The sequence below is a fragment of the Bradyrhizobium tunisiense genome (genome assembly GCF_042263385.1).
Taxonomy (GTDB): domain Bacteria; phylum Pseudomonadota; class Alphaproteobacteria; order Rhizobiales; family Xanthobacteraceae; genus Bradyrhizobium; species Bradyrhizobium tunisiense.
This window is the reverse complement of sequence record NZ_JBHLEV010000004.1, coordinates 575,982-598,926: the sequence shown is the minus strand read 5'-3', so window position 1 is coordinate 598,926 and position 22,945 is coordinate 575,982. Positions and strand designations below refer to the sequence as shown.

General features: G+C 65.5%; 23 protein-coding genes. 9 read left to right on the top strand and 14 right to left on the bottom strand.

The features are described 5' to 3' along the window. Positions 1–70: 70 nt before the first annotated feature. On the top strand, positions 71–958 hold the full coding sequence (locus tag ACFDR6_RS21555; RefSeq protein ID WP_375859571.1) for a LysR substrate-binding domain-containing protein: 888 nt from the start codon (positions 71–73) through the stop codon (positions 956–958). A 130-nt stretch (positions 959–1,088) separates the two neighbouring features. After that, a complete protein-coding gene (locus ACFDR6_RS21550; protein ID WP_212081323.1) occupies positions 1,089–1,493 on the top strand; it encodes a GFA family protein in 405 nt (134 codons plus the stop codon). Between the two features lie 17 nt (positions 1,494–1,510). Here ACFDR6_RS21550 and ACFDR6_RS21545 read toward each other — a convergent pair whose 3' ends face one another. The 3 genes from ACFDR6_RS21545 to ACFDR6_RS21535 are packed head-to-tail and all read right to left on the bottom strand — an operon-like array spanning position 1,511 to position 4,453. Then, the gene (locus tag ACFDR6_RS21545; RefSeq protein ID WP_375859424.1) at positions 1,511–2,725 is read right to left on the bottom strand and encodes an MFS transporter; all 1,215 of its coding nucleotides are present in this window, start codon (positions 2,723–2,725) and stop codon (positions 1,511–1,513) included. Then, entirely contained in the window at positions 2,722–4,086 is a 1,365-nt protein-coding gene (locus ACFDR6_RS21540) for an NAD(P)-binding domain-containing protein (RefSeq protein ID WP_375859422.1), read from the bottom strand. Before ACFDR6_RS21540 ends, ACFDR6_RS21545 begins: the two co-directional genes overlap by 4 nt. A 49-nt stretch (positions 4,087–4,135) precedes the next feature. Continuing rightward, complete coding sequence (locus tag ACFDR6_RS21535) at positions 4,136–4,453, bottom strand: ArsR/SmtB family transcription factor (protein ID WP_212081320.1); 318 nt, start codon at positions 4,451–4,453, stop codon at positions 4,136–4,138. A gap of 118 nt (positions 4,454–4,571) precedes the next feature. Here ACFDR6_RS21535 and ACFDR6_RS21530 point away from each other — a divergent pair, with 118 nt between their 5' ends. From ACFDR6_RS21530 to arsC, 4 genes are read left to right on the top strand one after another with little or no spacing between them, the layout of a single operon-like run. After that, positions 4,572–4,934, top strand: coding sequence for an ArsR/SmtB family transcription factor (locus tag ACFDR6_RS21530; protein ID WP_375859421.1), 363 nt, complete (start codon positions 4,572–4,574; stop codon positions 4,932–4,934). After that, positions 4,927–5,454 carry an arsenate reductase ArsC gene (locus ACFDR6_RS21525; RefSeq protein ID WP_375859420.1) on the top strand — a complete coding sequence of 176 codons (528 nt, stop codon included), beginning with the start codon at positions 4,927–4,929 and terminating at the stop codon, positions 5,452–5,454. The genes ACFDR6_RS21530 and ACFDR6_RS21525 overlap by 8 nt, the downstream gene beginning before the upstream one ends. 2 nt (positions 5,455–5,456) lie before the next feature. Next, positions 5,457–6,512 (top strand): ACR3 family arsenite efflux transporter, encoded by a 1,056-nt coding sequence (arsB, locus tag ACFDR6_RS21520; RefSeq protein WP_375859570.1) that lies wholly within the window; start codon positions 5,457–5,459, stop codon positions 6,510–6,512. 54 nt (positions 6,513–6,566) lie between these two features. Then, positions 6,567–6,974, top strand: a complete 408-nt coding sequence (gene arsC, locus ACFDR6_RS21515; RefSeq protein WP_375859419.1) for an arsenate reductase (glutaredoxin) — start codon at positions 6,567–6,569, stop codon at positions 6,972–6,974. An 80-nt stretch (positions 6,975–7,054) separates the two neighbouring features. On the opposite strand, the gene ACFDR6_RS21510 is transcribed toward arsC, so the two are convergent. The 7 genes from ACFDR6_RS21510 to ACFDR6_RS21480 all read right to left on the bottom strand — a co-directional run bounded on the left by ACFDR6_RS21510 (position 7,055) and on the right by ACFDR6_RS21480 (position 15,692). After that, complete coding sequence (locus ACFDR6_RS21510) at positions 7,055–10,240, bottom strand: efflux RND transporter permease subunit (protein WP_375859418.1); 3,186 nt, start codon at positions 10,238–10,240, stop codon at positions 7,055–7,057. Beyond that, positions 10,237–11,655, bottom strand: a complete 1,419-nt coding sequence (locus tag ACFDR6_RS21505; RefSeq protein WP_212081315.1) for an efflux RND transporter periplasmic adaptor subunit — start codon at positions 11,653–11,655, stop codon at positions 10,237–10,239. The genes ACFDR6_RS21510 and ACFDR6_RS21505 overlap by 4 nt, the downstream gene beginning before the upstream one ends. A 79-nt stretch (positions 11,656–11,734) precedes the next feature. Then, the gene (locus ACFDR6_RS21500) at positions 11,735–12,127 is read right to left on the bottom strand and encodes a FixH family protein (RefSeq protein WP_317240359.1); all 393 of its coding nucleotides are present in this window, start codon (positions 12,125–12,127) and stop codon (positions 11,735–11,737) included. Between the two features lie 99 nt (positions 12,128–12,226). Then, positions 12,227–12,592 carry a hypothetical protein gene (locus ACFDR6_RS21495; RefSeq protein ID WP_212081878.1) on the bottom strand — a complete coding sequence of 122 codons (366 nt, stop codon included), beginning with the start codon at positions 12,590–12,592 and terminating at the stop codon, positions 12,227–12,229. Positions 12,593–12,722: 130 nt separating this feature from the next. After that, a complete protein-coding gene (locus tag ACFDR6_RS21490) occupies positions 12,723–13,709 on the bottom strand; it encodes a tripartite tricarboxylate transporter substrate binding protein (RefSeq protein ID WP_375859416.1) in 987 nt (328 codons plus the stop codon). 68 nt (positions 13,710–13,777) lie between these two features. Further along, complete coding sequence (locus ACFDR6_RS21485; RefSeq protein ID WP_375859415.1) at positions 13,778–14,683, bottom strand: VOC family protein; 906 nt, start codon at positions 14,681–14,683, stop codon at positions 13,778–13,780. A 16-nt stretch (positions 14,684–14,699) separates the two neighbouring features. Then, the gene (locus tag ACFDR6_RS21480; RefSeq protein WP_375859413.1) at positions 14,700–15,692 is read right to left on the bottom strand and encodes a zinc-dependent alcohol dehydrogenase family protein; all 993 of its coding nucleotides are present in this window, start codon (positions 15,690–15,692) and stop codon (positions 14,700–14,702) included. A gap of 110 nt (positions 15,693–15,802) precedes the next feature. Between ACFDR6_RS21480 and ACFDR6_RS21475 the strand changes: the two genes are divergently transcribed. The 3 genes from ACFDR6_RS21475 (at position 15,803) to ACFDR6_RS21465 (ending at position 18,046) form a co-directional block, all read left to right on the top strand. Next, on the top strand, positions 15,803–16,504 hold the full coding sequence (locus ACFDR6_RS21475) for a GntR family transcriptional regulator (RefSeq protein WP_317240364.1): 702 nt from the start codon (positions 15,803–15,805) through the stop codon (positions 16,502–16,504). 91 nt (positions 16,505–16,595) lie between these two features. Continuing rightward, positions 16,596–17,459, top strand: a complete 864-nt coding sequence (locus ACFDR6_RS21470; protein ID WP_317240365.1) for a fumarylacetoacetate hydrolase family protein — start codon at positions 16,596–16,598, stop codon at positions 17,457–17,459. 8 nt (positions 17,460–17,467) lie between these two features. Then, entirely contained in the window at positions 17,468–18,046 is a 579-nt protein-coding gene (locus ACFDR6_RS21465; RefSeq protein ID WP_375859411.1) for an amino acid synthesis family protein, read from the top strand. A 7-nt stretch (positions 18,047–18,053) separates the two neighbouring features. Here the strand turns inward: ACFDR6_RS21465 and ACFDR6_RS21460 are convergent, their stop codons facing one another. The 4 genes from ACFDR6_RS21460 to ACFDR6_RS21445 are packed head-to-tail and all read right to left on the bottom strand — an operon-like array spanning position 18,054 to position 22,901. Continuing rightward, on the bottom strand, positions 18,054–18,818 hold the full coding sequence (locus ACFDR6_RS21460; protein WP_212081313.1) for a hypothetical protein: 765 nt from the start codon (positions 18,816–18,818) through the stop codon (positions 18,054–18,056). Between the two features lie 2 nt (positions 18,819–18,820). Beyond that, the gene (locus ACFDR6_RS21455; protein ID WP_317240368.1) at positions 18,821–19,018 is read right to left on the bottom strand and encodes a hypothetical protein; all 198 of its coding nucleotides are present in this window, start codon (positions 19,016–19,018) and stop codon (positions 18,821–18,823) included. Then, complete coding sequence (locus ACFDR6_RS21450) at positions 19,015–19,458, bottom strand: hypothetical protein (protein WP_375859410.1); 444 nt, start codon at positions 19,456–19,458, stop codon at positions 19,015–19,017. Before ACFDR6_RS21450 ends, ACFDR6_RS21455 begins: the two co-directional genes overlap by 4 nt. A 26-nt stretch (positions 19,459–19,484) precedes the next feature. Next, the gene (locus tag ACFDR6_RS21445; RefSeq protein ID WP_375859409.1) at positions 19,485–22,901 is read right to left on the bottom strand and encodes a CHAT domain-containing tetratricopeptide repeat protein; all 3,417 of its coding nucleotides are present in this window, start codon (positions 22,899–22,901) and stop codon (positions 19,485–19,487) included. Positions 22,902–22,945: the final 44 nt, after the last annotated feature.

The window sequence follows — 22,945 nt, the reverse complement described above, 5'->3', positions numbered from 1 at the left end:
TGCGGGCGTCCGGTCATCCGACAAACGCGCTGTTGTCTTGCATGGGTGAATTTGGTTCACTTGTCGGATGTTGCTATCCAGCATCCCGATATCCGCGATCCGCGCCTTCGAGGCGGCCGCACGCACCGGCTCGTTCCGGGACGCCGCGAACGAGCTTCATCTCACGCCGAGCGCGGTCAGCCACGCCATCCGAAAGCTCGAAAGCGCGATGGGCACCGTCCTGTTCGAACGCAGCGCCCGGGCGGTCCGGCTGACGCCGGCGGGCGAGAACCTGATGCGCCATGCCGGCGCCGCGTTCGATAACCTGCGCCGCGGTATCGAGGAGGTCGCAGGCCGCGGGCCGCAATTGCTGCGGGTGCACTGCGCTCCGAGCTTCGCCGCGCAGTGGCTCGCCCCGCGCCTCGCCCGCTTCATGGCCGCCGAGCCCAGGCTCGAGGTGCGGCTCGCCGCCAACACCGAATATGCAAGGTTCAGCAACGACGATTTCGACATCGACATCGTCTACGGCCAGCCGCGGGCGGAGGGTGTCGAGGTGATTTCACTGGGCGAAGAAACCGTGACGCCGCTGTGCACGCCCGGGCTCGCGAGGAAGATCCGCAAGCCGAAGGATCTGCTCGACCAGGTGCTGATCCGCTCGGATGTCAAGCAGGTGCAGTGGCATCAATGGTTCACCGCCAACGGCCTCGAAGCGCCGGCCATCCACGGCATGCGCTTCGACCGCAGCTTCCTGGCGATCGCGATGGCCTCGGGCGGCCTCGGCGTAACGCTGGAATCGACGCAGCTCGCCGAACGCGAGATCGCGACCAGGCGGCTGGTGGCGCCCCTTGCCGGACGTTCCACCGACATTCGCTATGTCGGCCATCATCTGGTCTTTCCCCGCGCAGGCCAGCAGCGCCGGGCCATCCGCGCCTTTACCGAGTGGATCACGCGCGAGCTTGCGGCCGGCCGCCCGGCTTGAGCGACGGCGCCCGCAATGGCAGCAGTTGTCAGGCGACAGTAGGACGCAATCGCAAATCGATTGCAGCGTTGAAGCAGCAGGCCTCGGGAGCTATCGATCTGCAAAACTTGCTCTCAAGCGGGAGGAACGCATGAGCACCATCACCGGCGGCTGTCATTGCGGCGCAATCCGATATCAGATCGACGGCGAACTGATCGTGCATGCACTGTGTCACTGCCGCGATTGCAGGCTGCAAGCCGGCGCCCCTGTCGTCGGCTGGACGATGTACGCAGAAGATGCCGTCAAGGTCACCAAGGGCGAGCCCAAGGTGTACCGGTCTTCGGAACACGTGCAGCGGCAGTTCTGCGCCGACTGCGGAACCGGCCTGTTCTACGTCAACGCCAGCATGCCCGGGATCATCGACGTGCAGAGCGCCACCAATGACGATCCGAATGCGATCCCGGCGACGATGCAGATCCAGGTCGCCGAGCGTCTGCGCTGGATGGAGCATGCACACGAGCTGCCGATGTTCGACCGTTTTCCTCCACAGCCTTGACGCAAGGCCCGCTCAGCTCACGCATTGCCTCGGCTCGGGAGCGGCTCCGATGTCGTCCGATCCGCACGCAACAGCAGAAGCGCGACAAGCGCGGAGATCGATGCCAGCGCGCTCACCCATAGCGCGCTGCTGCCGAAATGCTCCACCATCAGACCGAGCGCGAGCGGCGCAAGAGCCCCTGTTATCCTGGACGGAAGCGAGATCATGCCGACGCGCCTGCCGAATCCCGTTGGCCCGAACAGCGCCAGTGGGAGCGTGCCACGGGCAATGGTGATGATGCCGTTGCCCGCGCCGTACAGCACCGCGAAGGCCGGCGCGAGGAAAGGTCCCCCCGCGACCAGCGCAACGACACCGATCGGATTCATGAGCATGGCGAGCCTCGCCGACAGCAGCGGATGAAACCGGCCGAGCCACCCGGCTTCGAGGAGACGGGCTCCGACCTGGGCAGGTCCGACCAACGCTCCCGCGAGCAAGGCCTCTCCCGGGCTCGCGCCGAACCCGACCAGCATGGTCGGCAGGATTGCCGAGACTCCCGAGCTGACGAAGCTTGCGGCGGCGAACATGTAGGCCAGCAGCACCATCGCGAACGTCTCGCTCTGGCGTCCTGAGCCATGCCCCGGTGCCGACGCCGGTCGCGCCTGATCCTGCGGCACGGCACGCGGCAGCAGGAGGTTGAGCGGCAGCGCCAGGAGGATGTGGATCAGCGCCCAGACCTGACAGGCCACGCGCCAACCGTACTCGGAATCCAGCCAGGACGTGAGCGGCCAACCGAGCGTGCTGGCGAAGCCGGCGATCAGGGTGATGCCCGTGATGGATTTTCGCGCGCCCGCGCCATAGATGCGGGCCAGTGTCGCAAAGGCCGCCTCGTAGAGGCCCATGCCCATGCCGATGCCGAGCAGCATCCACGCGGCGATCAGCACCGCCGCCCCCTGCGCAAAGGACAGCAGAAGCAAGCCGACGGCGAAGACGAGGTTCGAGACCGCAAGCAGACCGCGTCCCCCGAACGTATCGATGGCATGACCGACACGGGGACCGAGAAGGCCGGAGATGACGAGCGCGCCGGACAGCGCTCCGAACACGTAGGTCGGCGCAAGCCCCAGGTCTCGCGCGATCGGCGCAGCAAGAATGGCGGGAAGATAATAGCTCGACGCCCACGCAATGGTCTGCGTGGTGCCGAGTGCGATGATCAAGGCAAGCGGACCTGTCGCCCGACCGCCGACAATTTGCCTCATGAGCAGCCGCAGCCGGAAGCGCCCGCCTTCTTCGCCGTCTCGTCGGCGGCACAGCACGCCGAGACATCTTCCTTGGCCGGACCGCCGCAACATCCCGCCGCAGCCCCCGACTCCACCCCGCCGCGCGTGCAGACGCCGGTCTCCGGCAAGACCAGCTCGACGCGCGCTGCGGCCGCCTTGTCGCCGGCGATGTCGGCGGCGATGGAGCGGACCTGCTCGTAGCCGGTCGTCATCAGAAAGGTCGGCGCTCGGCCGTAGGATTTCATGCCGGCGATGTAGAAGCCCGGCTCGTCATGCGCGAGCTCGCGCGCGCCGTGAGGACGGACTGTGCCGCAGCTGTGCTCGTTGGGATCGATCAGCGGCGCGAGCGCGACCGGCGCTTCGATGGCCGGGTCGAGCCGAAGCCGCAGCTCGGACAGAAATGAAAGGTCCGGGCGAAAGCCGGTCGCGACGATCAGCTCATCTGCAATCACGCTGCGCGCGCCGCAACAGGCGCCGGCCGAAATCCTGAGGCGGCCCTCGGAATCCGACACGTGCGTCGCGCCGAATCCGGTCTCGACCGCGATCTTGCCCGCAGCGACGAGCGCGGCGAAGGTCGAGCCAAGCTCGCCGCGCGCGGCAAGCTGGTCGTTGCTTCCGCCGCCGAAGGCCTTCGCGGGTTCAGTGCCGCGCAGGAGCCAGACCGGCCTGGTACCCGGCACTTCGTCAGCGAGTTGCACGAGATCGATCAGCGTGCCCACGGCGGAATGGCCGGCGCCGAGCACCGCGACGGTCTTCCCGGCATATCTGGCGCGCTTTGTGCCCCGCACGTCCGGCATGCCATGGGCGATGCGGTCCGTGCGCTCGTGTTCGCCGATCGCGGGCAGACCGTTGCTGCCGGCGGGATTGGGCGAGAACCACGTGCCTGACACATCGATAACGGCGTCGGCGCGCAGCACCTCGGGACCTTTGCCGTTCTGATAACGGATTTCAAATGGCGCCTGCTCCCTGCCCTTCGTCTTCGCCTTGTCGTAGCCGGCCCGGCTGATCGCCGTGACGCGGCTCGAGGTCCGGATCGCCTCGCGCAGCGGCGTTCGCGTCGCGAGCGGCTCGAGGTAGCGCTCGATCAGCTCGCCGCCGGTCGGATAGGATTGCGGGTCCGGCGAATTCCATCCCGTCGGCGCCAGCAGGCGCGCCGCCGCCTTGTCGACATTGTATTCCCAGGGCGAAAAGAGCTGCACGTGCTGCCACTGGCGGACCGCGTGGGCGGCCTCACCTCCGGCCTCGAGCACGATGGGCGACATGCCGCGTTCGAGCACGTGCGCGGCCGCCGCAAGACCAACCGGCCCTGCCCCGATGATCGCAACCGTCTTCTCGCTCATTCTACTTCTCCCATTTTTCTAGAATCATGGAATAAACGGACAAAAAAGATCAGGCCGCCGTTTGCGTACCCTTGCATTCGGCCTCGTCGGCACAACATTCCGCCGCCATGAAATCGAGCAGGCCCCGCATCGTGTCATAGTTCGCGTGACAGACCAGGCTGGTAGACTCACGCACCTGACTGACGAGCCCGACCGAAACCAGGCTCTTGATGTGGTGGGACAGGGTCGAGGCCGGGATCTTCAGTTTGTCCTGCAAGCGGCCGACGGGCATGCCTGCGTGCCCGGCCCGGACGAGGGCCCGATAGATCTGGAGCCGGGTCCGGTTACCCAGGGCTTCCAGCCGCGCTGCTGCGTCATCGATCTTCATGATCGACAACCTGCGCCCATTCTCGGATTCATGTCAACTATATTTCTAGAATATTCGAAATATAATCCCCGCCCTTCTCCAGTTGACGTGGATCCAATAATTCCATAAATCTGGATATATGGAAACTGACGAAGCTGTCCTGGCGCTCGCGGCGCTGTCCCAATCGACCCGCTTGGAGGCCTTCCGGACGCTGGTCCGGCACGAGCCTGACGGACTTGCGGCAGGCGATCTCGCCCGCCTGCTGGAGGTCCCCCAGAACACGCTTTCGGCGCACCTGGCGATCCTGAGCCGCGCACGCCTGGTGTCGTCCGAGCGGCACAGCCGCTCGATCGTCTATCGCGCCAACCTCGACGAATTTCGCGACATCGCGGTCTTCCTGCTGCGCGATTGCTGCGGCGGACGCCCCGAAGTTTGCGAGCCCGTCGTTCAAACCCTGCAATCCTGCTGCTCGCCGAAGCGAAAGGAGAGAAGCCGTGGCTGACCAGATCTACAACGTGCTGTTTCTGTGTACTGGCAATTCGGCGCGTTCGATCCTCGCCGAGTCGATCCTTCGCGAGGATGGCGCGGGCCGCTTTCGGGCGTTCTCAGCCGGGAGCACACCGAAGGGTATGGTGCATCCGCTGGCGCTCCGCACGCTTCAGACCATGGATTACCCGATCGACGGAATGCGCTCGAAGAGCTGGCTCGAGTTCGCCGCGGCAGATGCGCCGGTGATGGATTTCGTCTTCACCGTTTGCGACAACGCCGCCGGTGAATCCTGTCCGATCTGGCCGGGTCAGCCGATGACGGCGCACTGGGGCATCGAGGACCCTGCCGCCGCCGAAGGCTCAGACCTCGACAAGCAGTTCGCGTTCACCACCGCATTCCGCCATTTGAAGAACCGGATCGACGCTTTTGCAAGCCTCCCGTTGAGGAGCATCGACAAGCTCTCGCTCGGCACCAGGCTGCGCGAGATTGGCCGCAGCGAAGGGACGACTTCCAACAGGAACGATGTGGCGTGACCATGGGTACTTTCGAACGATATCTCACTCTGTGGGTTGCGCTTTGTATCGTCGTCGGCGTCGCGCTGGGACACGCCATGCCCGGTTTCTTCGGCGCGGTCGCAGCCGCCGAGATTGCCAAGGTCAACATTCCGGTGGCGTTGCTGATCTGGCTGATGATCGTGCCCATGTTGCTGAAGATCGACTTCGGCTCGCTGGGCCAGGTCCGGGAGCATTGGCGCGGTGTCGGCATCACCCTCTTCATCAACTGGGCGGTGAAGCCGTTCTCGATGGCGCTGCTTGGCTCCTTCTTCATCGGTCACCTCTTCGCACCATGGCTGCCGGCCGGCCAGATCTCGTCCTATATCGCTGGGTTGATTCTGCTGGCAGCCGCGCCTTGCACCGCGATGGTATTCGTGTGGTCGAACCTCTGCGAGGGAGAGCCGCACTATACCCTCAGTCAGGTGGCGCTGAACGACGTCATCATGGTGTTCCTGTTCGCTCCGCTCGTGGGGTTACTGCTCGGAGTGGCGTCGATCACCGTCCCCTGGGGCACTTTGTTGCTGTCCGTTCTTCTCTACATCGTGGTCCCGGTGATCGTCGCACAGCTCTGGCGCAAGGTACTGCTGCGAAATGGCGGCGGCAGCTTCGGCCACGCCATGCGAATACTGCAGCCTCTTTCTCTGGTTGCGCTGCTCGCGACGCTGGTGCTGCTTTTCGGCTTCCAGGGCGAGCAGATCGTCAGGCAGCCGGGAGTCATTGCCATTCTCGCAGTGCCGATTCTGGTCCAGGTCTATCTCAACGCCGGGTTGGCGTACTGGCTGAGCCGACGGTTCGGCGTAGCCTGGTGCGTAGCCGCTCCGGCCGCCCTGATCGGCGCGAGCAACTTCTTCGAGCTGGCGGTTGCCGCCGCAATCAGCCTGTTCGGCCTGGATTCCGGCGCTGCGCTGGCGACTGTGGTCGGAGTGCTCGTCGAGGTTCCGGTGATGCTGTCCGTCGTCCGCATCGTCAAGGCGACCCGGGGCTGGTACGAAGCGGGCGCTGGCAAAGCCACGGCAGCCTTGGAGGCGCGCCAATGACGTACCATATGCCGCTGATGGCGTAGGCCAGCCTACTGTCGTAGAGATCAGATCATGACCGTCACCATCTATCACAACCCCGCCTGCGGCACCTCGCGCAACACGCTCGCGATGATCCGGCAGAGCGGCGTCGAGCCTGACGTGATCGAGTATCTGAAGACGCCGCCATCGCGCGACAGACTGGTCGAGCTCGTCAAGGCCATGGGGATCTCCCCTCGGGCGCTGCTGCGGGAGAAAGGCACGCCCTTTCACGAGCTCGGTCTCGACGACCCGAAATGGACCGATGACGAGTTGATCGACCAGATGCTGGCCCATCCCATTCTGATCAACCGTCCGGTCGTCGTGACGCCAAAGGGCACGCGGTTGTGCCGCCCCTCGGAGGCCGTCATCGACCTGCTGGACAATCCCGTCGGCCGCTTCGTGAAGGAGGACGGCGAAGTGGTGGAAGGGCGACAGGTTTAAGGCTCCGCGGCATCGCCGGCGCAACCCTGCTGACGCCGGTACGCAATCGCAACCGCTTCGCGGGCATGCGCCTTGCGATCCTATTCGGCCGCTTGCGAAGCTTGCATGCCGCGCGCCTCGTCCGCGGCATGTCCGGCGAGCGCCGGCTGCTCGTCATCAGGCAATCCCCGCCCCTTCACCAGGCCGAAGATCGCCGGAATCACGATCAGCGTCAGCAGCGTCGATGAGATCATCCCGCCGATCATCGGCAGGGCGATGCGCTGCATGATCTCCGACCCGGCACCGGTGCTCCACATGATCGGCAGCAGGCCCGCCATGATGGCGACCACCGTCATCATCTTGGGCCGGACGCGCTCGACGGCGCCCACCATGATGGCGTCGTGGAGATCCCTTCGGGTGAACAGGCTGCCCTCGGTGTTGCGCTTCGCCTTCATCTCCGCCAGCGCGTGATCGAGATAGATCAGCATCACGACGCCGGTCTCGGCGGCGACGCCCGCGAGCGCGATGAAGCCCACGGCGACCGCGACGGACAAATTGAAGCCGAACCACCACATCATCCAGATGCCGCCGACCAGCGCGAACGGCAACGACAGCATGACGATGAGGGTCTCGGTCATCGCCCTGAAGTTCAGGTACAGCAGCAGGAAGATGATCGTGAGCGTCACGGGGATCACGATCTTGAGGCGCGCTGCCGCGCGCTGCAGATATTCGTACTGGCCGCTCCAGACCACATAGGTGCCGGCGGGAAACTGGATGCTCTCCGTCACGGCGCGTTGCGCGTCGGCGACGTAACTTCCGATGTCGCGATCGCGGATGTCGACATAGATGTAGGTCGCGAGCTGACCGTTCTCCGTGCGGATCGACGTCGGCCCGCGCGCCGGCTCGACCTTCGCGACTTCGCCGAGCGGCACGGCGCCGCCCGACGGCATCGGCACCAGGATATCGCCAGCGATCGCATTGGGATTGTCGCGGAGGTCACGGGGGTAGCGCATGTTCACCGTGAAGCGCTGACGTCCCTCCACCGTCGTGGTCACGGTCTGGCCGCCGAGCGCCGCCGCGATGGTGTCCTGAACGTCCTGGATCAGAATGCCGTAGCGGGCGAGCGCCTCGCGGTCCGGCACGATCTCGAGATAGTAGCCGCCGATGCCGCGTTCGGCGTAAGCGGACGACGTGCCCGGGACGGTCTTGATCACCCCTTCGACCTGCCGCGCCAGCCGGTCGATCTCGACGAGGTCGGTGCCCATGACCTTGACGCCGACAGGCGTACGGATGCCTGTCGACAGCATGTCGATGCGTGCCTTGATCGGCATCGTCCAGGCGTTCGAGACGCCGGGAAACTGCAGCGCCTTGTCCATCTCCGCAATGAGACTGTCGATGGTGACGCCGGGGCGCCAGAACTCCTTCGGCTTCAGGTTCACCACCGTCTCGAACATTTCGGTCGGGGCCGGATCGGTCGCGGTCGCCGCGCGCCCCGCCTTGCCGTAGACGGAAGCGACTTCGGGGAACGACTTGATGATGCGGTCCTGGGTCTGCATCAGCTCGGCCGCCTTGGTCACCGAGATGCCGGGCAGCGTCGTCGGCATGTAGAGCAGCGTGCCCTCGTTCAGGGTCGGCATGAACTCGGTGCCGAGCTGGCGGGCCGGCCATATCGTGACGGCGAGCACGACGAGCGAGGCCAGGATCACCAGCGTCTTGGCGCGAAGCACGCCCTTGATCACCGGCCGGTAGATCCAGATCAGGAAACGATTGATGACATTCCTGCCCTCCGGCACGATCCGGCCGCGGACGAAAATCACCATCAGCGCCGGCACCAGGGTGACGGACAAGAGGGCCGCAGCCGCCATCGAGAACGTCTTGGTAAATGCCAGCGGGCTGAACAGCCGCCCCTCCTGCGACTCCAGCGTGAAGATCGGCATGAACGACACGGTGATGATCAGCAGGCTGAAGAACAGCGCTGGGCCGACTTCGGATGCCGCATCGATCAGGACCTGAACGCGGGACTGATCGGGCTTGGCGCGTTCGAGATGCTTGTGAGCGTTCTCGATCATGACGATCGCGGCATCCACCATGGCGCCGATCGCGATCGCGATGCCCCCGAGGCTCATGATGTTCGAGCCGAGGCCAAGCAACTTCATGGCACCGAACGCCATCAGCACGCCGACCGGCAGCATCAGGATGGCGACCAGCGCGCTGCGGACGTGCAGCAGGAACACGATGCAGACCAGCGCAACCACGACGCTCTCCTCGAACAGCGTGTGCTTGAGCGTGTCGATGGCCGCGTAGATCAGGTTGGAGCGGTCGTAGACCGGGACGATTTCCACCGATTTTGGCAGGCTGCTCGCGATCTCCTTGAAGCGCCTCTTGACGTTCTCGATGACGTCGAGGGCGTTGACGCCGAAGCGCTGCAGCACGATGCCGCTTGCGACCTCGCCCTCGCCGTTCAGCTCGGTGATGCCCCTGCGCTCGTCCGGTCCGAGCTCGACATTGGCGACGTCGCGGAGCAGCACCGGCGTGCCATTGCTCGTCTTCAGGACGATATTGCCGAGATCGTTGATGCCCTTGATGTAACCCTTGCCGCGAATGACGTACTCGAACTCGGCGAGCTCGACCGTGCGCCCGCCGACGTCGGCATTGCTGGCGCGGATCGCCTCCCGAATCTTCTGCATGCTGATGCCGCGATCCCGCATCCGCTGGGGATCGAGCACCACGTTGTACTGCTTGACGAAGCCGCCGATGCTGGCGATCTCGGCGACGCCTTCGGCCTTGGCCAGCGCAAACTTCAAATTCCAGTCCTGGAGCGTGCGGGTATCCGCGAGGTTCAGTTCTTTCGACAGAACAGCGTACTGATAGACCCAGCCGACGCCGGTCGCATCGGGCCCGATGGTCGGGCTGACGCCGGCGGGAAGCCGCGACGCAGCGCCATTCAGGAACTCCAGGACGCGCGAGCGCGCCCAATAGATGTCGGTGCCGTCCTCGAAGATCACGTAGACGAACGACACGCCGAAGAACGAGAAGCCGCGCACGACCTTCGATTTCGGCACGGTCAGCATCGCCGTCGTCAGGGGATAGGTGACCTGGTCCTCGATCACCTGCGGCGCCTGGCCGGGATACTCGGTATAGACGATGACCTGGGTGTCCGAGAGGTCGGGGATCGCATCCAGCGGAAGATGGATCAGCGCATAGAGACCGGCTGCGGCCGCAAAGCCGGTGCCGAACAGCACCAGCAGCAGGTTGCGCGCCGACCAGGCGATGATGCGGGCGATCATTTGTGATCTCCGGTCGCATGGCGAGGTTCGGACGCCGGAGGAGCCGCCTCGCCAAAGCTCTTGAGCGCAGCCTTGAGATTGCTCTCCGCATCGATCAGGAAGTTGGCGGATGTGACCACCGCCTCGCCGACCGCAAGTCCGTCGCGCACCTCGATGTAACCGCCGCCGCGCCGGCCGAGCTTCACCTCGCGCGGCTCGAAGCGCCCCTCTCCCTTGTCGACGAGGACGGCCTGGCGCGTGCCGGTGTCGAGCACCGCGCTGTCCTGGATCGCAAGAACTGGCGTGCCATCCGCGGTGTCGATGTCGGCATCGACATACATGTCGGGCAGCAGCACCGCATTGGGGTTGGCGAGCTCGATCCGGACGCGCACCGTTCTTGTATCGCGGTTCACCTGCGGATAGACGACCGCGATCTTGCCGCTGAAGACCCGGCCGGGAAAACTCCGCGCGCGCACCGCCACGGACTGCCCCAGCGCGATACTGCCGAGATCGCGCTCGGCGACGTCGGCCAGCGCCCAGACCAGCGAGGTGTCCGCAATTCGGAACAACACATCGCCGGGATTGGCGCGCATGCCTTCGATCGCGCTGCGCTCGAGCACGATGCCGTCGCGCGGGGCCGACCAATGCACGGTGACGGGCGCGACGCGGGTCCGCTCCATCTCGGCGATCACCTGCTCGGGGACGTCGAGATTGACCAGCCGTTGCCGCGAGCCGCGGCCATACATTTCGACGCCGCCCACCGTCTTCGAGGTGATCGTCGCGAGATATTCGGCGGCGGCGGAGGCGACTGCCGAACTGTAGATCTCCATCAAGGGCTGCCCCGCCTTCACCCGCGTGCCGGTGGTGACGTCGGCGACCTTCTGCACGAAGCTCTCGGCGCGCATTGCGATCACGGAAATGCGGCGTTCGTCGAGCTGGATCGTGCCCGGCGCCTTGACCGAGACACGGATCGCGCGCCGCTCGACAGGTTCGGATTTCACGCCGGTGCGCTGGATCTTGCCCGGCGAGAGCTTCACCGTGCCGTCGTCGATCTCGTCGCCTTCGTAGACGGGGATGTAGTTCATCCCCATCGGATCCTTCTTCGGCACCGGCGAGGTGTCGGGCAGGCCCATGGGATTGCGGTAGTAGAGGATCTTTCGCGATGACGCCGCTTGAGGCGGCTTCGGTGGCGCTTCTGCCTGATTGTCCTCGTAGACCGGCAAATAGTCGCGCCCGCGGTCGTCCTTCTTCGGACCGGCGGACCAGAGCGGCGCACCACTGGGGTCGCGATAGTAGAGCGGAGCTCGATTCGCCTCGGCCGCAGCCGGGTTCACCTCCGCATGAACGGACCAATGCCCGTCGTTCGAGGACCAGTACGTCGCCAAGGCGAGGCCACCGCCGAGAGCGAGAGTCGTCAGGAGACGCAGCGTCTTCATGGTGTGTGTTCGCGCGCCCGGCGCGCGTCCATGTGAATGGGAAAGGGAAATTCGGACGCCGCGAGCGGCGTCCGCACGCTCACTTGGTCGCCGTGACGATCACCTTGCCGGTGACGGTCTCCGTCTCGCCCTGCACCTTTGCCGACAACGTGACCTGGTAGCGGCCGGCCATCGGCAGGTCCGTCTTGAAGGCGTAGACGCCCGGTTCCTTCGACGGCAGCGGCGCCACCGCCGATTCCATCTCGGCCATCCCGTCCGGGGCCATGTCGATGCGGGTCTTGAAGATGACGGCATCCGCCACCGGCTTGCCGGTCTGCTTGTTGGTCAGGCGAACGGAAAGAGTGACGTCGTCACCCTTCTTCATTTGCGCATTGACGGGCTCGAAGGCGTAGTCGGCGGCGCCCGCCATCGCGGCGGAAGCGGCAAGCGAAAGGGTGGCGGCGAGCGCCGCGGTGCTGAACTTGAAAGGCATTGTCCTGTCCTCATGAATGATCTCTCGCCGTGGCGCATGGCGCGCACGTCAGTCGTCATCGCGAGCAGGCGTGCCGCTCGCGTCTCGGGCTCAGCGAGATCAGATTCGAGGAGGTCGGAAGGGAGGACTGCCGCCGCGGACGGACACGACCTGATCGGCAGGAAGGGCGATCCTGCTCGCCGCTACGACGACATGGCCGAAGGCGACGGGCCTGATGTCGTCGAGCGCAATGGTGCCGCCGACGCAGCAAAAACCCATCCCGCATTTGTAGGCGCCGGTCTGGGAGGACGTCCCCTTCATGTCGGGACAGCAATCGTCCATCGCCATCTCGGCGTCGCCGCCCATTTGCATGGTCGCCTGCATGTCATCCGACGACATTGCAAGGCTGGATGCGGACGCGCCAACGGGCAGCATCGCCAGGGATAGGGCGATTGCACATGCCAGGATGGTACGGACGAACCGCATCTCTATCGACTTGCCTTTCGGGGGCCGGAGCGCCTCCTTAGTAACATATCCCGGTGCCCGTGGCGCTTTTTGATCCGGATCAAGCATTCGTGACCGCGGTGCCTACCGGCACCGCCGCCGCCCGCCCGGTTCAGATCTTCGGGATCTTCGCCCGCTCGACCACGCCGGTCCATTTGGTGATTTCGGTCTCGATCAGCCGCTTCATCTCCTCGGGCGAGCTGCCGCGGACCTCGCCGCCGACGGCCGTCTCCAGACGCTGCTTGATTTCCGAGTTTCCGAGTGCGTCCAGCGTCGCTGCATTGAGCGCGGCGACGATGGCGGGCGGCGTGCCCTTGGGCGCCAGCAGGCCTGCCCAGGTGCGCACGTCGTATCCCTTGATGCCGGCTTCCTGAACCGTGGGAACATCGGGGAGCAACGCGGTGCGCGTCGGCGAGGTCACCGCCAGGCCACGGATCGCGCCGCTCTGGATTTGCGGGGCCAACAGCACGGGCGTGCCGACGATGACGGGAACGTCTCCACCGAGCAGCGCGGTGGTGGATTGAGAATCGCCGCGATACGGCACGTGCACGATCTCGACACCGGCGGTGGCGTTGAGCAATTCGCCCGCGAGGTGGTGGGTGCTGCCGAAACCGACCGATCCGAAGCTGAGCGAGCCGGGCTTTGCCTTGGCGATGGTGATGAGCTCGCCCAGTGATTTTGCCGGATGGTCGTTACGCACCGCAATCACGAGTGCGTAGTACACCAGCGTCGAGATCATCTCGAAGCTGTCGGCGGGCTGGTAGGCGAGGCTCTTGTAGGTCGCCGCTGAAATCGCATGCGCGCCGGTGACGAGCCCGAGCGTGTAACCGTCGGGCACCGCCTTTGCGATCGCATCCGCGGCGATGTTGCCGCCGGCGCCCGGCTTGGCCTCGACGATGACCGGCTGCCCCAGCTTCTTCGACAACCCGTCGGCGATGATGCGCGACAGCGTGTCGGCCGCGCCGCCGGCGGCGAAGCCATGCAGCAGGCGGATCGGGCGCGACGGATAATTGTCCGCCGAAGCAGAGCCGGCCGGACAACAGGCAAGAAAAACGCCGAGCAGAAAAATGGCCGCAGCAAGCCGCTTCATCCCTCGCATGGATGCCTCTCCCTTTGATTGTTCTATCGTTGGCCGCCGCGCGTGCGGCGTCTTCCAGTCGTATCGCGCTAGCGCGCGAACTCCGTGCATTCAGGCGATGGCGGCATGCCCCAGACGTCGCGCGGCAGCCCGACCCAGACCTTCGGCCGCTGCGGACGATCGCGATGCCAGGGACGCGGCTCGAAATAACCGAGCTCCTCGTCCACTATCCGGTCGAGATCGCAGAACAGCTCGACCAGATGCCCGTCGGGATTGCGGTGATAGATCGCGGTGTTGTGGCCGGGACCGTGACGCACCGGGCCCCAGAGCACCGGAAGCTTGTGCCGCGCGAGATGATCGCAGGCCCTATGGATGTGGTCGGGGCCGCGCAGCTCGAAGGCAAGGTGATGGAGACCGCGCGCCGGCGCGCGAGCGAAGTTCAGCGTGTGATGCTCGAAGCCGCTGCGCATGAACACGAAACGGTCCTCGATCCAGTCGGAGACCCGCAGCCCCGTCACGTTGGAGTAGAACTCCGAAGCAGCCTTGGGATCGGGCGTGCGGAGGGCGACATGGCCAAGCTTGCCGACGGCGAGCCCGCCGATCCGCTCCTGTGCTGGCGTCGGCGTCCATCCCTGTATCAGCTCGAAGCGTGTCCCTTCGGGGTCAGAGAACGACAGCAGCCTGGAGACGCCCGGCAGGGAATCGCTCCGAAACTCCGGCCGCAGATGGGCCTGCTTCAGTGCGGCGCCCAGCGTTTCGATCTCGACATCGGGCGATATCTCGAAGGCGATGCTCCTCAGCGCGGCGTCTCCGGGCTCGATCACGAGAGAAAGCTGCTCGGAATCGCTGGCGAGGAAGATACGGCTTCCATCGCGGCCGACCAGGCCAAGTCCGATCACGCCGCGATAATAGTCGAGCAACCGCTCCGGATCGTGCGAGGCGAAGGTGGCGTGTCGCAGCCGGGTGAAGCGTGCAATGGGTGCTTGTGTGCTCATCGTGCGATCCATCCCCTCATGGAATCATGATGATCTTGCCGAGCGCCGAGCCCTGCTCCAGCAGCGTATGCGCTTTCCTGACCTCGTCGAGCCTCAGCACGGCCGAGATCGCCGGCCTGATCGCGTTGCGACCGAGCGCCTCGATCACGCTGCGCATCAGGGCGCGGCGTCCGTCGCGATCGTGGTCGTAGATGTGGAAGGAGAAACAGCGCACGGCCGGACAGATGTCGAGATGGTTGCGCATCGCCGCCATCAGATTCTCTTCCGGCAATCCGGCGAAGGCGTTGTACGACAGCAGCGTGCCCCATTTGCCGAGTGCGCCGAGATAGGAGGTGAACTCCGGTCCGCAGACGTGATCGAGCACGAGGCCGACGCCCTCGCCCTTGGTCAACTCACGAGTGCGCGCCACCACATCCTCGTTCCGGTAGAAGATGACATGATCGGCGCCGTTCGCCTTCGCGAACGCGGCTTTCTCCTCGGTCGAGACCGTGCCGATGACGGTCATCCCGGCGAGCTTTGCCAGTTGCACCAGCGCGGTACCGACGCCGCCGGCCGCGCCGATCACCAGCGCACTCGCGGGCGCGCGCGGATGGCGGCACTCGTGCAACAGGGCGTAGGCGACCTGATAGTTCGACAGGCACACGGCGGCTTGCAGGTCGACATTGTCGGGCAGCGCGTGAACCGCGTCCGCGGGCGCGACCACGTAATCGGCATAGCAGCCGCCGCGCTGGGACAGGTCGCGGGCGCTGAGCAGCACCTTCTGGCCGATGGCGAAGCCTTCGACGCCGGGCCCGAGGGCGGAAATGCGCCCCGCAACGTCATTGCCGGGATTGGCCGGCAGCGGCGGCATCCATTTGTAGACGCCGCGCCGGATCAGTGCGTCGGGCTGACCGACCCCGAACGCCTCGGCCCGGATTTGCACCTGGCCAGGTCCGGGCGCAGGCACCGGTAGCTCGACCACCTCAAGTGCATCCGGCCCACCCGGCTGACGCACCAGCACTGCCCTCATGTTTCCGTACTCCCCCAGACCGCATTTTCGAAAATCATACCGTTTACGAAAATTATTGCAAGATGGTCGTTGGCGCGGCATGGTGGGGCATCGATTCAACGACAGACATCATGCCCGAGAGCGCCATCCGCCCCCGCAAGGAATTCGGCAAGACCATCGCCGCCGACATTACGCATCGGTTGCGGGAGGAGATCATCGCCTGTGCGCTTCCGCCGGGCGAGCCGCTGCGCTTCGACGTGCTGCGCGAGCGGTTCGGCGCCAGCTTCACGACATTGCGCGAGGCGCTGACTGCGCTTGCCGCGGAAGGGCTGGTCGATGCGCAGGAGCAGCGCGGCTTTCGCGTCGCGCCGGTCAGCCGCCAGGATCTAATCGAAGTCACCGACGCGCGGGTGCTGATCGAGATGGAGTTGATTCGCCGCTCGATTCAAAGGGGCGACGACGATTGGGAAATCGCGGTGATTTCAACGCTGCATCGCCTGAAGCGAATCGAGCAGCGCGATCCCGAACATCCCTTGCGCGACCCCGAATGGAAGATCGCGCATCGCCAGTTCCATCAGGCGCTGGTGTCCGCGTGCGGCTCGGCGACGCTGCTCGCCATTCGCGCCGAGCTGTTCGATCGCGCCGAGCGCTACCGGCACCTCTCCGCCAATTTCCGCCCGCGCCCGCGCGACAAGGCCGGCGAGCACCAGGCGATCATGCAGGCCGCCATTTCGCGCAATGCGGATCTCGCCGTGCAGCTGATCGAGACCCATATCCGCTCGACCGCCGACAACGTCGCCAAATACGCCGCCCACCTGCTCGACACCGAATAGGAGCCGGAATTTTCACGCGGCAGGCTTGCGCCGCGGCTAATTTTCGAAAATAATGTAACATATCGAAAATTGGAACCCTTGGGGCGAAACCATGAAGCTGCTGTCGTTCTTGGAAGGAAATCGGGAAAGCTGGGGCGCCGTCGTCGAAAACGGCGTGGTGGATCTCGGCCGTGCCCTGCCCCAATACCCGACGCTTGCGGACTTCCTCGGGAGCGATGATTACGCCAAGCGCGAAGCCATCGTCGCTGGCCACAGGCCCACGCTGGCGCTGAGCGACGTCAAATATCTGCCGGTGATCCCGCGCCCCGAGAAGATCGTCTGCGCCGTGCGCAACTATCTCGACCACCACAATGAGGCGGTGGCGTTCGGCATGAAGCGTGAGATCACCGAGTTTCCGCCGATCTTCCTGCGGGTCTGGCGCTCGCAGGTTGCGCACAACGCGCCGGTGATCCGACCAAAAGTCTCCGACAATTTCGACTGGGAGGGGGAGCTGGCGGTCGTCATCGGCAAGGGCGGCCGTCACATCAGCCAGGCCGACGCCTGGAGTCACGTCGCGGGCTACTCGATCTACAACGACGTCAGCGTGCGCGACTGGCAGCGTCACGCCCAGCAGATCGCCTCCGGCAAGAACTTCGTCGGCACCGGCCCGTTCGGGCCTTGGCTGGTCACGCCGGACGAGATCGGCGATCCCACCAAGCTGAAGCTTCAGACGCGCGTCAACGGCAAGGTGGAGCAGTCGTCCGACACCTCGATGCTGATCTTCTCGATCCCGCGGCTGATCGAATATTGCTCGACCATTTTCGATCTCGTCCCCGGCGACGTCATCGCCACCGGTACGCCGGCCGGCGTCGGCTTCACCCGCAAGCCGCCGGTCTTTCTCAAGCCAGGCGACGTGGTCGAAGTCGAGATCGAGAATATCGGCGTGCTCAGCAATCCCGTCGTGGACGAGGCGTAAGGCCGCTGATGTCCCACGATATTCGCAAGTCCGCGCTCGGCGTCGAGACCATCTGGCACGAGCGCGGCCCGCGGCTGGAGCAGCCGCTTCTGGTCGGCACCGCCATTGCCGTGATCCGCAACCCCTTCGCCGGCCGCTATGAGCCCGACCTGATGCCGTTCCAGGCCTCCTTGCGTGAGCTCGGGCGCGAGCTCGCGGGCGCCCTAATCGCGCAACTCGGCGGTGCGCCGCGCATCGAGGCCTATGGCAAGGGCATCATCGTCGGCGAGGACGGCGAGCTCGAGCATGGCGCCGTCTGGCACGAGGCCGGCGGCCAGGGCATGCGCGAGGTGCTGGGACAGCCAAAGGCGATCGTCCCGGCCGCGAAGACCATCGGCGGTCCCGGCACGCGCCTGATGGTGCCGCTCGGCCACATCCACGCCGCCTATGTCCGCAGCCATTTCGGCACCGCGGAGATGACGCTGTGGGATGCGCCAAGGCGCGACGAGATCGCCTTCGGCCTCGTGATGGCAACCGGCGGCCGCCCTCACGCGCGCATCGGGGGCCTCAAGGCATCCGATATTTCCGTGCATGACGGCCAGCGGTGACGGCTGGCTATCCAAGCAAGCCCTTCAATCCCGCGTAGATCGAGCCGACCGCGGTCGCGGCGACGCCGACCAGCGGCCCAACGGTCTGCATCAGGTCCTGGATCAAGCGGGCGCGTCGCCGCAGCTGTTCCTCGCCGACGTGCTGTCCGAGCAGGCGCGCCGAGCGGAAGGCGAACGCATTCGGTTTGCCGCCCTGTGTCAGCACGCGCGGCAGGACCTGGAAGACCACGACGCTCAAGATGTTTCCCGAGACGAAGGCGAGCAGGATGCTGGCACCGTATTCGAACACTTCCCGCCATTCGATCCAGGCTTGCGGCAGGATCGGGACATGATCGTGAATCCCGGTGACCGTCAGCATCGACAGCACGCTGACGGCCGCCGCCAAGAACGCCAGCAGAAAGGCCGTCAAGGCCGAAACCCGGTGCAGCGGGTAGGCCAGGAATCCGAACAGCAGCGGTATGGCGATGGAGGCAATCCGAAGCGGGATCGGAGACGCGTTGAAAGTGATGGTCACGAGCACGTGCGCGATCACCAGAAGAAGGGACGGTATCGCGACGTAGAGCACCGCATGCGTCGTGAAATAGCGCAGCGGATTCTTGTACCTCTCGAGCCGGACATTGACCCGGTCGAGATCGCGCCTGAGCTTGTCCAGATCGGCGACGATCTCCTCGATCTCGAGCAAGGTCGGCCGCACCACGCGCAGGTCGCGCGAGCAGTGCTTGCACGCGATGGCTTCGTCCTTGATCGTCTCGGCGCAGAACGGGCACTCCATCGCTAGCGCGAATGCCTCCGCCTGATGAAGGCTTCGGCCTCGTCTCTGGCCCGTTTCAACTCGTCGCGCAGCTCCTGCCGCTTGCGCAGGAGATCGTCACGCTCCGCGATCAGCGTCGCGGGAACGGCGATGTCGCGTCCGCAGGACGGGCAGACAAGCGCGCCTTCCCCGGTCCCTGCCTTGCAGTAGGGGCACGTCACTTCGGCGCGACCTTCAGCATGAAGATGGTCGTGCCCGAACGGCCGTCACTGTCCTTGATATCGACACGCACCGCGTATTCGCCGGGCGGCAGCTCCGCATCCTGCATGTCGATGCCGTCGGCCTTCACGAACGGCTTGACGCGCGAGGTCAAGTCGACATTCGGGGTCCGCAGGAAGATCATCTTGACGGAGTCCGGATCGATCTTCGCCCCGCCATAGGACTGGAATTTCAATACCAGCGGCAGGGGCGAGCTCGCCGATGCACCCGGCGAGACGAACTCGACCTTCGGGCCGCGCATGATGCCGCGCTGATCGACGGCAACCGCGCCTTTCGGCGGCGGCAGCTTGGCTTCCTCCTCCGTGATCAATGGCACCGCAAGCGATGGTCCGGACGACAACAAACCCGCGACCACGAGGCCCAGCAAAACAGTCCGCTTCATTTTCCGTGCACCCCTTTCCCAGTTCGTCAACGCAAGCCGCCATCGCCGATGATGGTGTAAGGCGCCCAGAACAGCGGATGGGCATAGGCAAACTCGGTCTTGCCTTCGCTGTTGAGATAGCCGGGACCATCGACGAGGGCCATCGTCGCCTGGCGCAGCGCTTCACCGCGCGACAGCTTGGGATCGTCGGCCTGCCGCTTGAACAGGTCCGTCACCAATTGCCGCGCGGACTGCGAATGCACCGACCAGTTCGTCACCAGCAGCGCGCGCGTGCCGGCGTAGAAGAACGCACGGCCGAGCCCGGATGCCGCCTCGGCGCCGGCGCCCGCGCCCGCACCGGTGTTGCAGGCGGACAAGACGACCCAGTCCGCGTCCAGCTTGAGGCCGAGGATCTCCTCCATGGTCAGGAGCCCGTCGCCGCCCTCGCCCGTCACCACCGGCGACGACAAAGCGAGCGCCGGTTGCGTCAATCCGTTCAGCTCGCCCGGGACCAGACCGTGGGTGGCAAAAGCCAGGATCTTGAAGCCCGAGAGGTTCATGGTCTTCACCGCGCTCTCGGTCGCGCTCTTGCCGAGGAACAGCACCTTCGAGGGGTCCGCCTGCAAGGCCAGCGCGATCGACTTCAGCTCGTCGGCGGTATCGGGAAGCCTGGGCAGGAGGCCCAGCTCGGCGCTGTCGACGCCGTCGAGCTTGGGACTGTTGCGCCGCTTCAGCGGCCCGCCGCGCGTGGTGTTGCCGCCGGCATCGGCGACCTGGATCTTCTCCCCGCTGCTTTCCGCCTCGGCGTGCTGATCGGCGTTGAAATAGGGATCGCCGAACGCGACGAGGTCGCCGCGGCCCGGCTTGCCGGGCGGCAATTGCCGCAACGTGCGCAACGCTGCCGCCGACGGCACCGTCGACACGGCATGGGTCCGCGCCAGCCACGGCACGTTGCGATAGCCGACGAAAAGGGGATCCTCGTCCGCAGCCACCTCTGCCGGTGCCGTCGGCAACAGGGACAGCGGCAGGAGTCCAAGCGCGCCGTTGGTCACGACGATCAGGTTCTTGGCCGGCTTCCAGCCGCTCTCGACCGGCTTGAGCAGCAGCTCGTAGAGCTCATGACCGAGCTTGAGGTCGAACGGCGGAATGTCCGAGATCGTCGCAGCCTGCGGCTCGAGCGCTTCACGCAGCTTGCGGATCTTGCTCTCGATGTCGCCGATCTTGGCTTGCACGGCGGCGAACGCCACCGGCCCCGATTTCGGCACGGCCCAAACGAAGCTGCCGTTCTGGCCGAAATAGAACGACAGCATGGCCTCGTCGTCGGCCAGCGTCGCGCGGATCTCGGCGACGCTCGGCGGCTTGGGCGAGACGAGATCGGCGTAGATCGGGAACTTCTGCTTGATCTCCTGGCGCGCCTTGTCGCGCTGGCCGCGCAACGCCGCGATCGAGGCCTGAATTTGTGCAACGCCTTTCTCGTCGCGCTCCGCCGCCGGAAGCGTAAGCACGTTGTTGAGCGTGCCGAGCTGAGCGTTGACCTGCTTGGTCAGATCCTGCTCCTTGCGCACGAGCTCGGCGAGCGCGGGATCCTTGGCCGCCGCGCGCGCGCTCGAAGCTGCCAATGCCTGCTGCACCGAGCGGCCGCGGACGGCATCGGCGAGGCTGAACGTCTCATCACCGACGTTCTTGCCGGCTCCTTCCGCCCTGCCGAGCAGCAGCAGATAGCTCTCGACGATGGTCTGCAGCCGCTGGCTGCGCGCGGCCACTACGGTCGTGTTCTCGTCGTCGGCGTTCTCGTTGGCGCTCGCCATCATGACCGGAATGGCGGCCTTGAACTCCCTGATCGCGTCGGCATCGCGCCGCGCGCGCATCAATCCGACCGCCAGCGTGCCGCGCGCCGAGGCGGCGTCGAAGTGGTTTTCCCCGACCCGGGCGACCTGCTTCTTCACGAGCTGTTCGGCGGCGGCGATGCCGGCGTCCAGCTGCCCGGCACCATAGAGCGACAGGATCCGGGACGGATTGAGCTCGAACACCTGGCGACGCTGCGCATCCCAGCCGGCGACGGCCTTGTCGATCCGCGCGAACATCGCGTTCGCTTCGGCATTCTGGCGCCGCAGCGTCAGGATGCCGGCGAGCTGCGAAAGCAGTTGCACGGTGGTCTGCGCCTCCTCGGGCACACCGACGGTCTTGTTGATATCGAGGGCGACGCGGCCGAGCTTCTCGGCTTCTTCGTAACGGCCCTGGTCGACCAGAATGCCCGCCAAACCCATGACGTAGCGCGGCGTAACCGAGTTGTACTTGCCGGTGTCCTGCAGGCGCGAGAGCAGCGCACGGCGCGCGTCCACCTCGGCCTCGGCGAGCCGGCCCTGCTTCGCCTTCATGCGCGCCTGGCTCAAGACGGTGCCGTCGATCGCCTGCAGCAGAATCGTCTCGGCCGGCGCATTGTCGGACGCCATGATCGCCTTCGTGCTCGCGCGCTTGCGCACCTCCGCCATGCGGTACGCTGCCTCGGCGTCGGCATACTGCCCGCGCGCCTCGAAGACGAGTGCCCGAGAGATTTCAAGCTCGCCTTCCCAGCTCTGCCCGAACTTCGCATAGGCGGCTCGCCAATTGGGATGGCCGCTGGTGCGCGCCTCCTGGATAGCGCTCTGGCTGCGGCGGAGATAGGCCTCGGCTTGCGCGAGATCGCCCATCTGGACCAGAACGGCCGCGATCGCGCGGTTCGTGGTGAATATGAAGCCCTTGGCGCCCGGCATGCTGGCCGATTCGCGGAGAAGCCTTTGCATGATCTCGAGCGCGCGCTTCGGATCACCGGCGATAGAGTGCTGAAGCGACTGAAGCTGCAACATCCGCCCGAGCAGTTGCGGGCCGACAGCCCCGCGCCCGACCTCCACGGCCTTGTCGGCATCGGACATCGCTTCGGCGAGGCGTCCGAGCTGCGCGCGCGCATTGGCGCGATCGAAATAGAGCTGCGCGAGATCCTGGCGGGACTCCTTCCCGGTCGGTGCCGTGTCGGCGTCCGCCTTCAGTTCGGCGATCATCTTCTCGTCGGGCTTGTCGCCATCGAGGATCGCCGTGATGTCGGCGATGCTGCGCGGCGGCGCGACGAAATCCTTCGGCAGCGCCGTACCTGACTCGAGCTTGGGCGCCGCGTCCTTGGGAAGCTCCACCGCAACATTGGCACGCCCATTGGCGGCATTCAGCGCGGCCATCACACAGGCCCTGACCTGAGGCGCTGCCTTGGCGCGGCAGGCTTCGAGATTGGCGCCTCCGGCCGGCCCTCCGCCGGCGCGCATGCAAGCTTGCACGATCGGCCGGCCGGCCGTCATCCGGCAATTCTCGAGCGCTCCTTCCTTGCTCAGCGCGGCTGCGGAGCCGGTGGACCCGAGCAGAACGGCAAGTGCCAGCAGATGGCGGGGGAAAGCGTCCGGACGGCTCTTGAACGGACGCGGGGCGTCTAAGCTCATCTCTAAGGACCTTTGGAAAAATGACTTTGAAGAAACGTGACAAT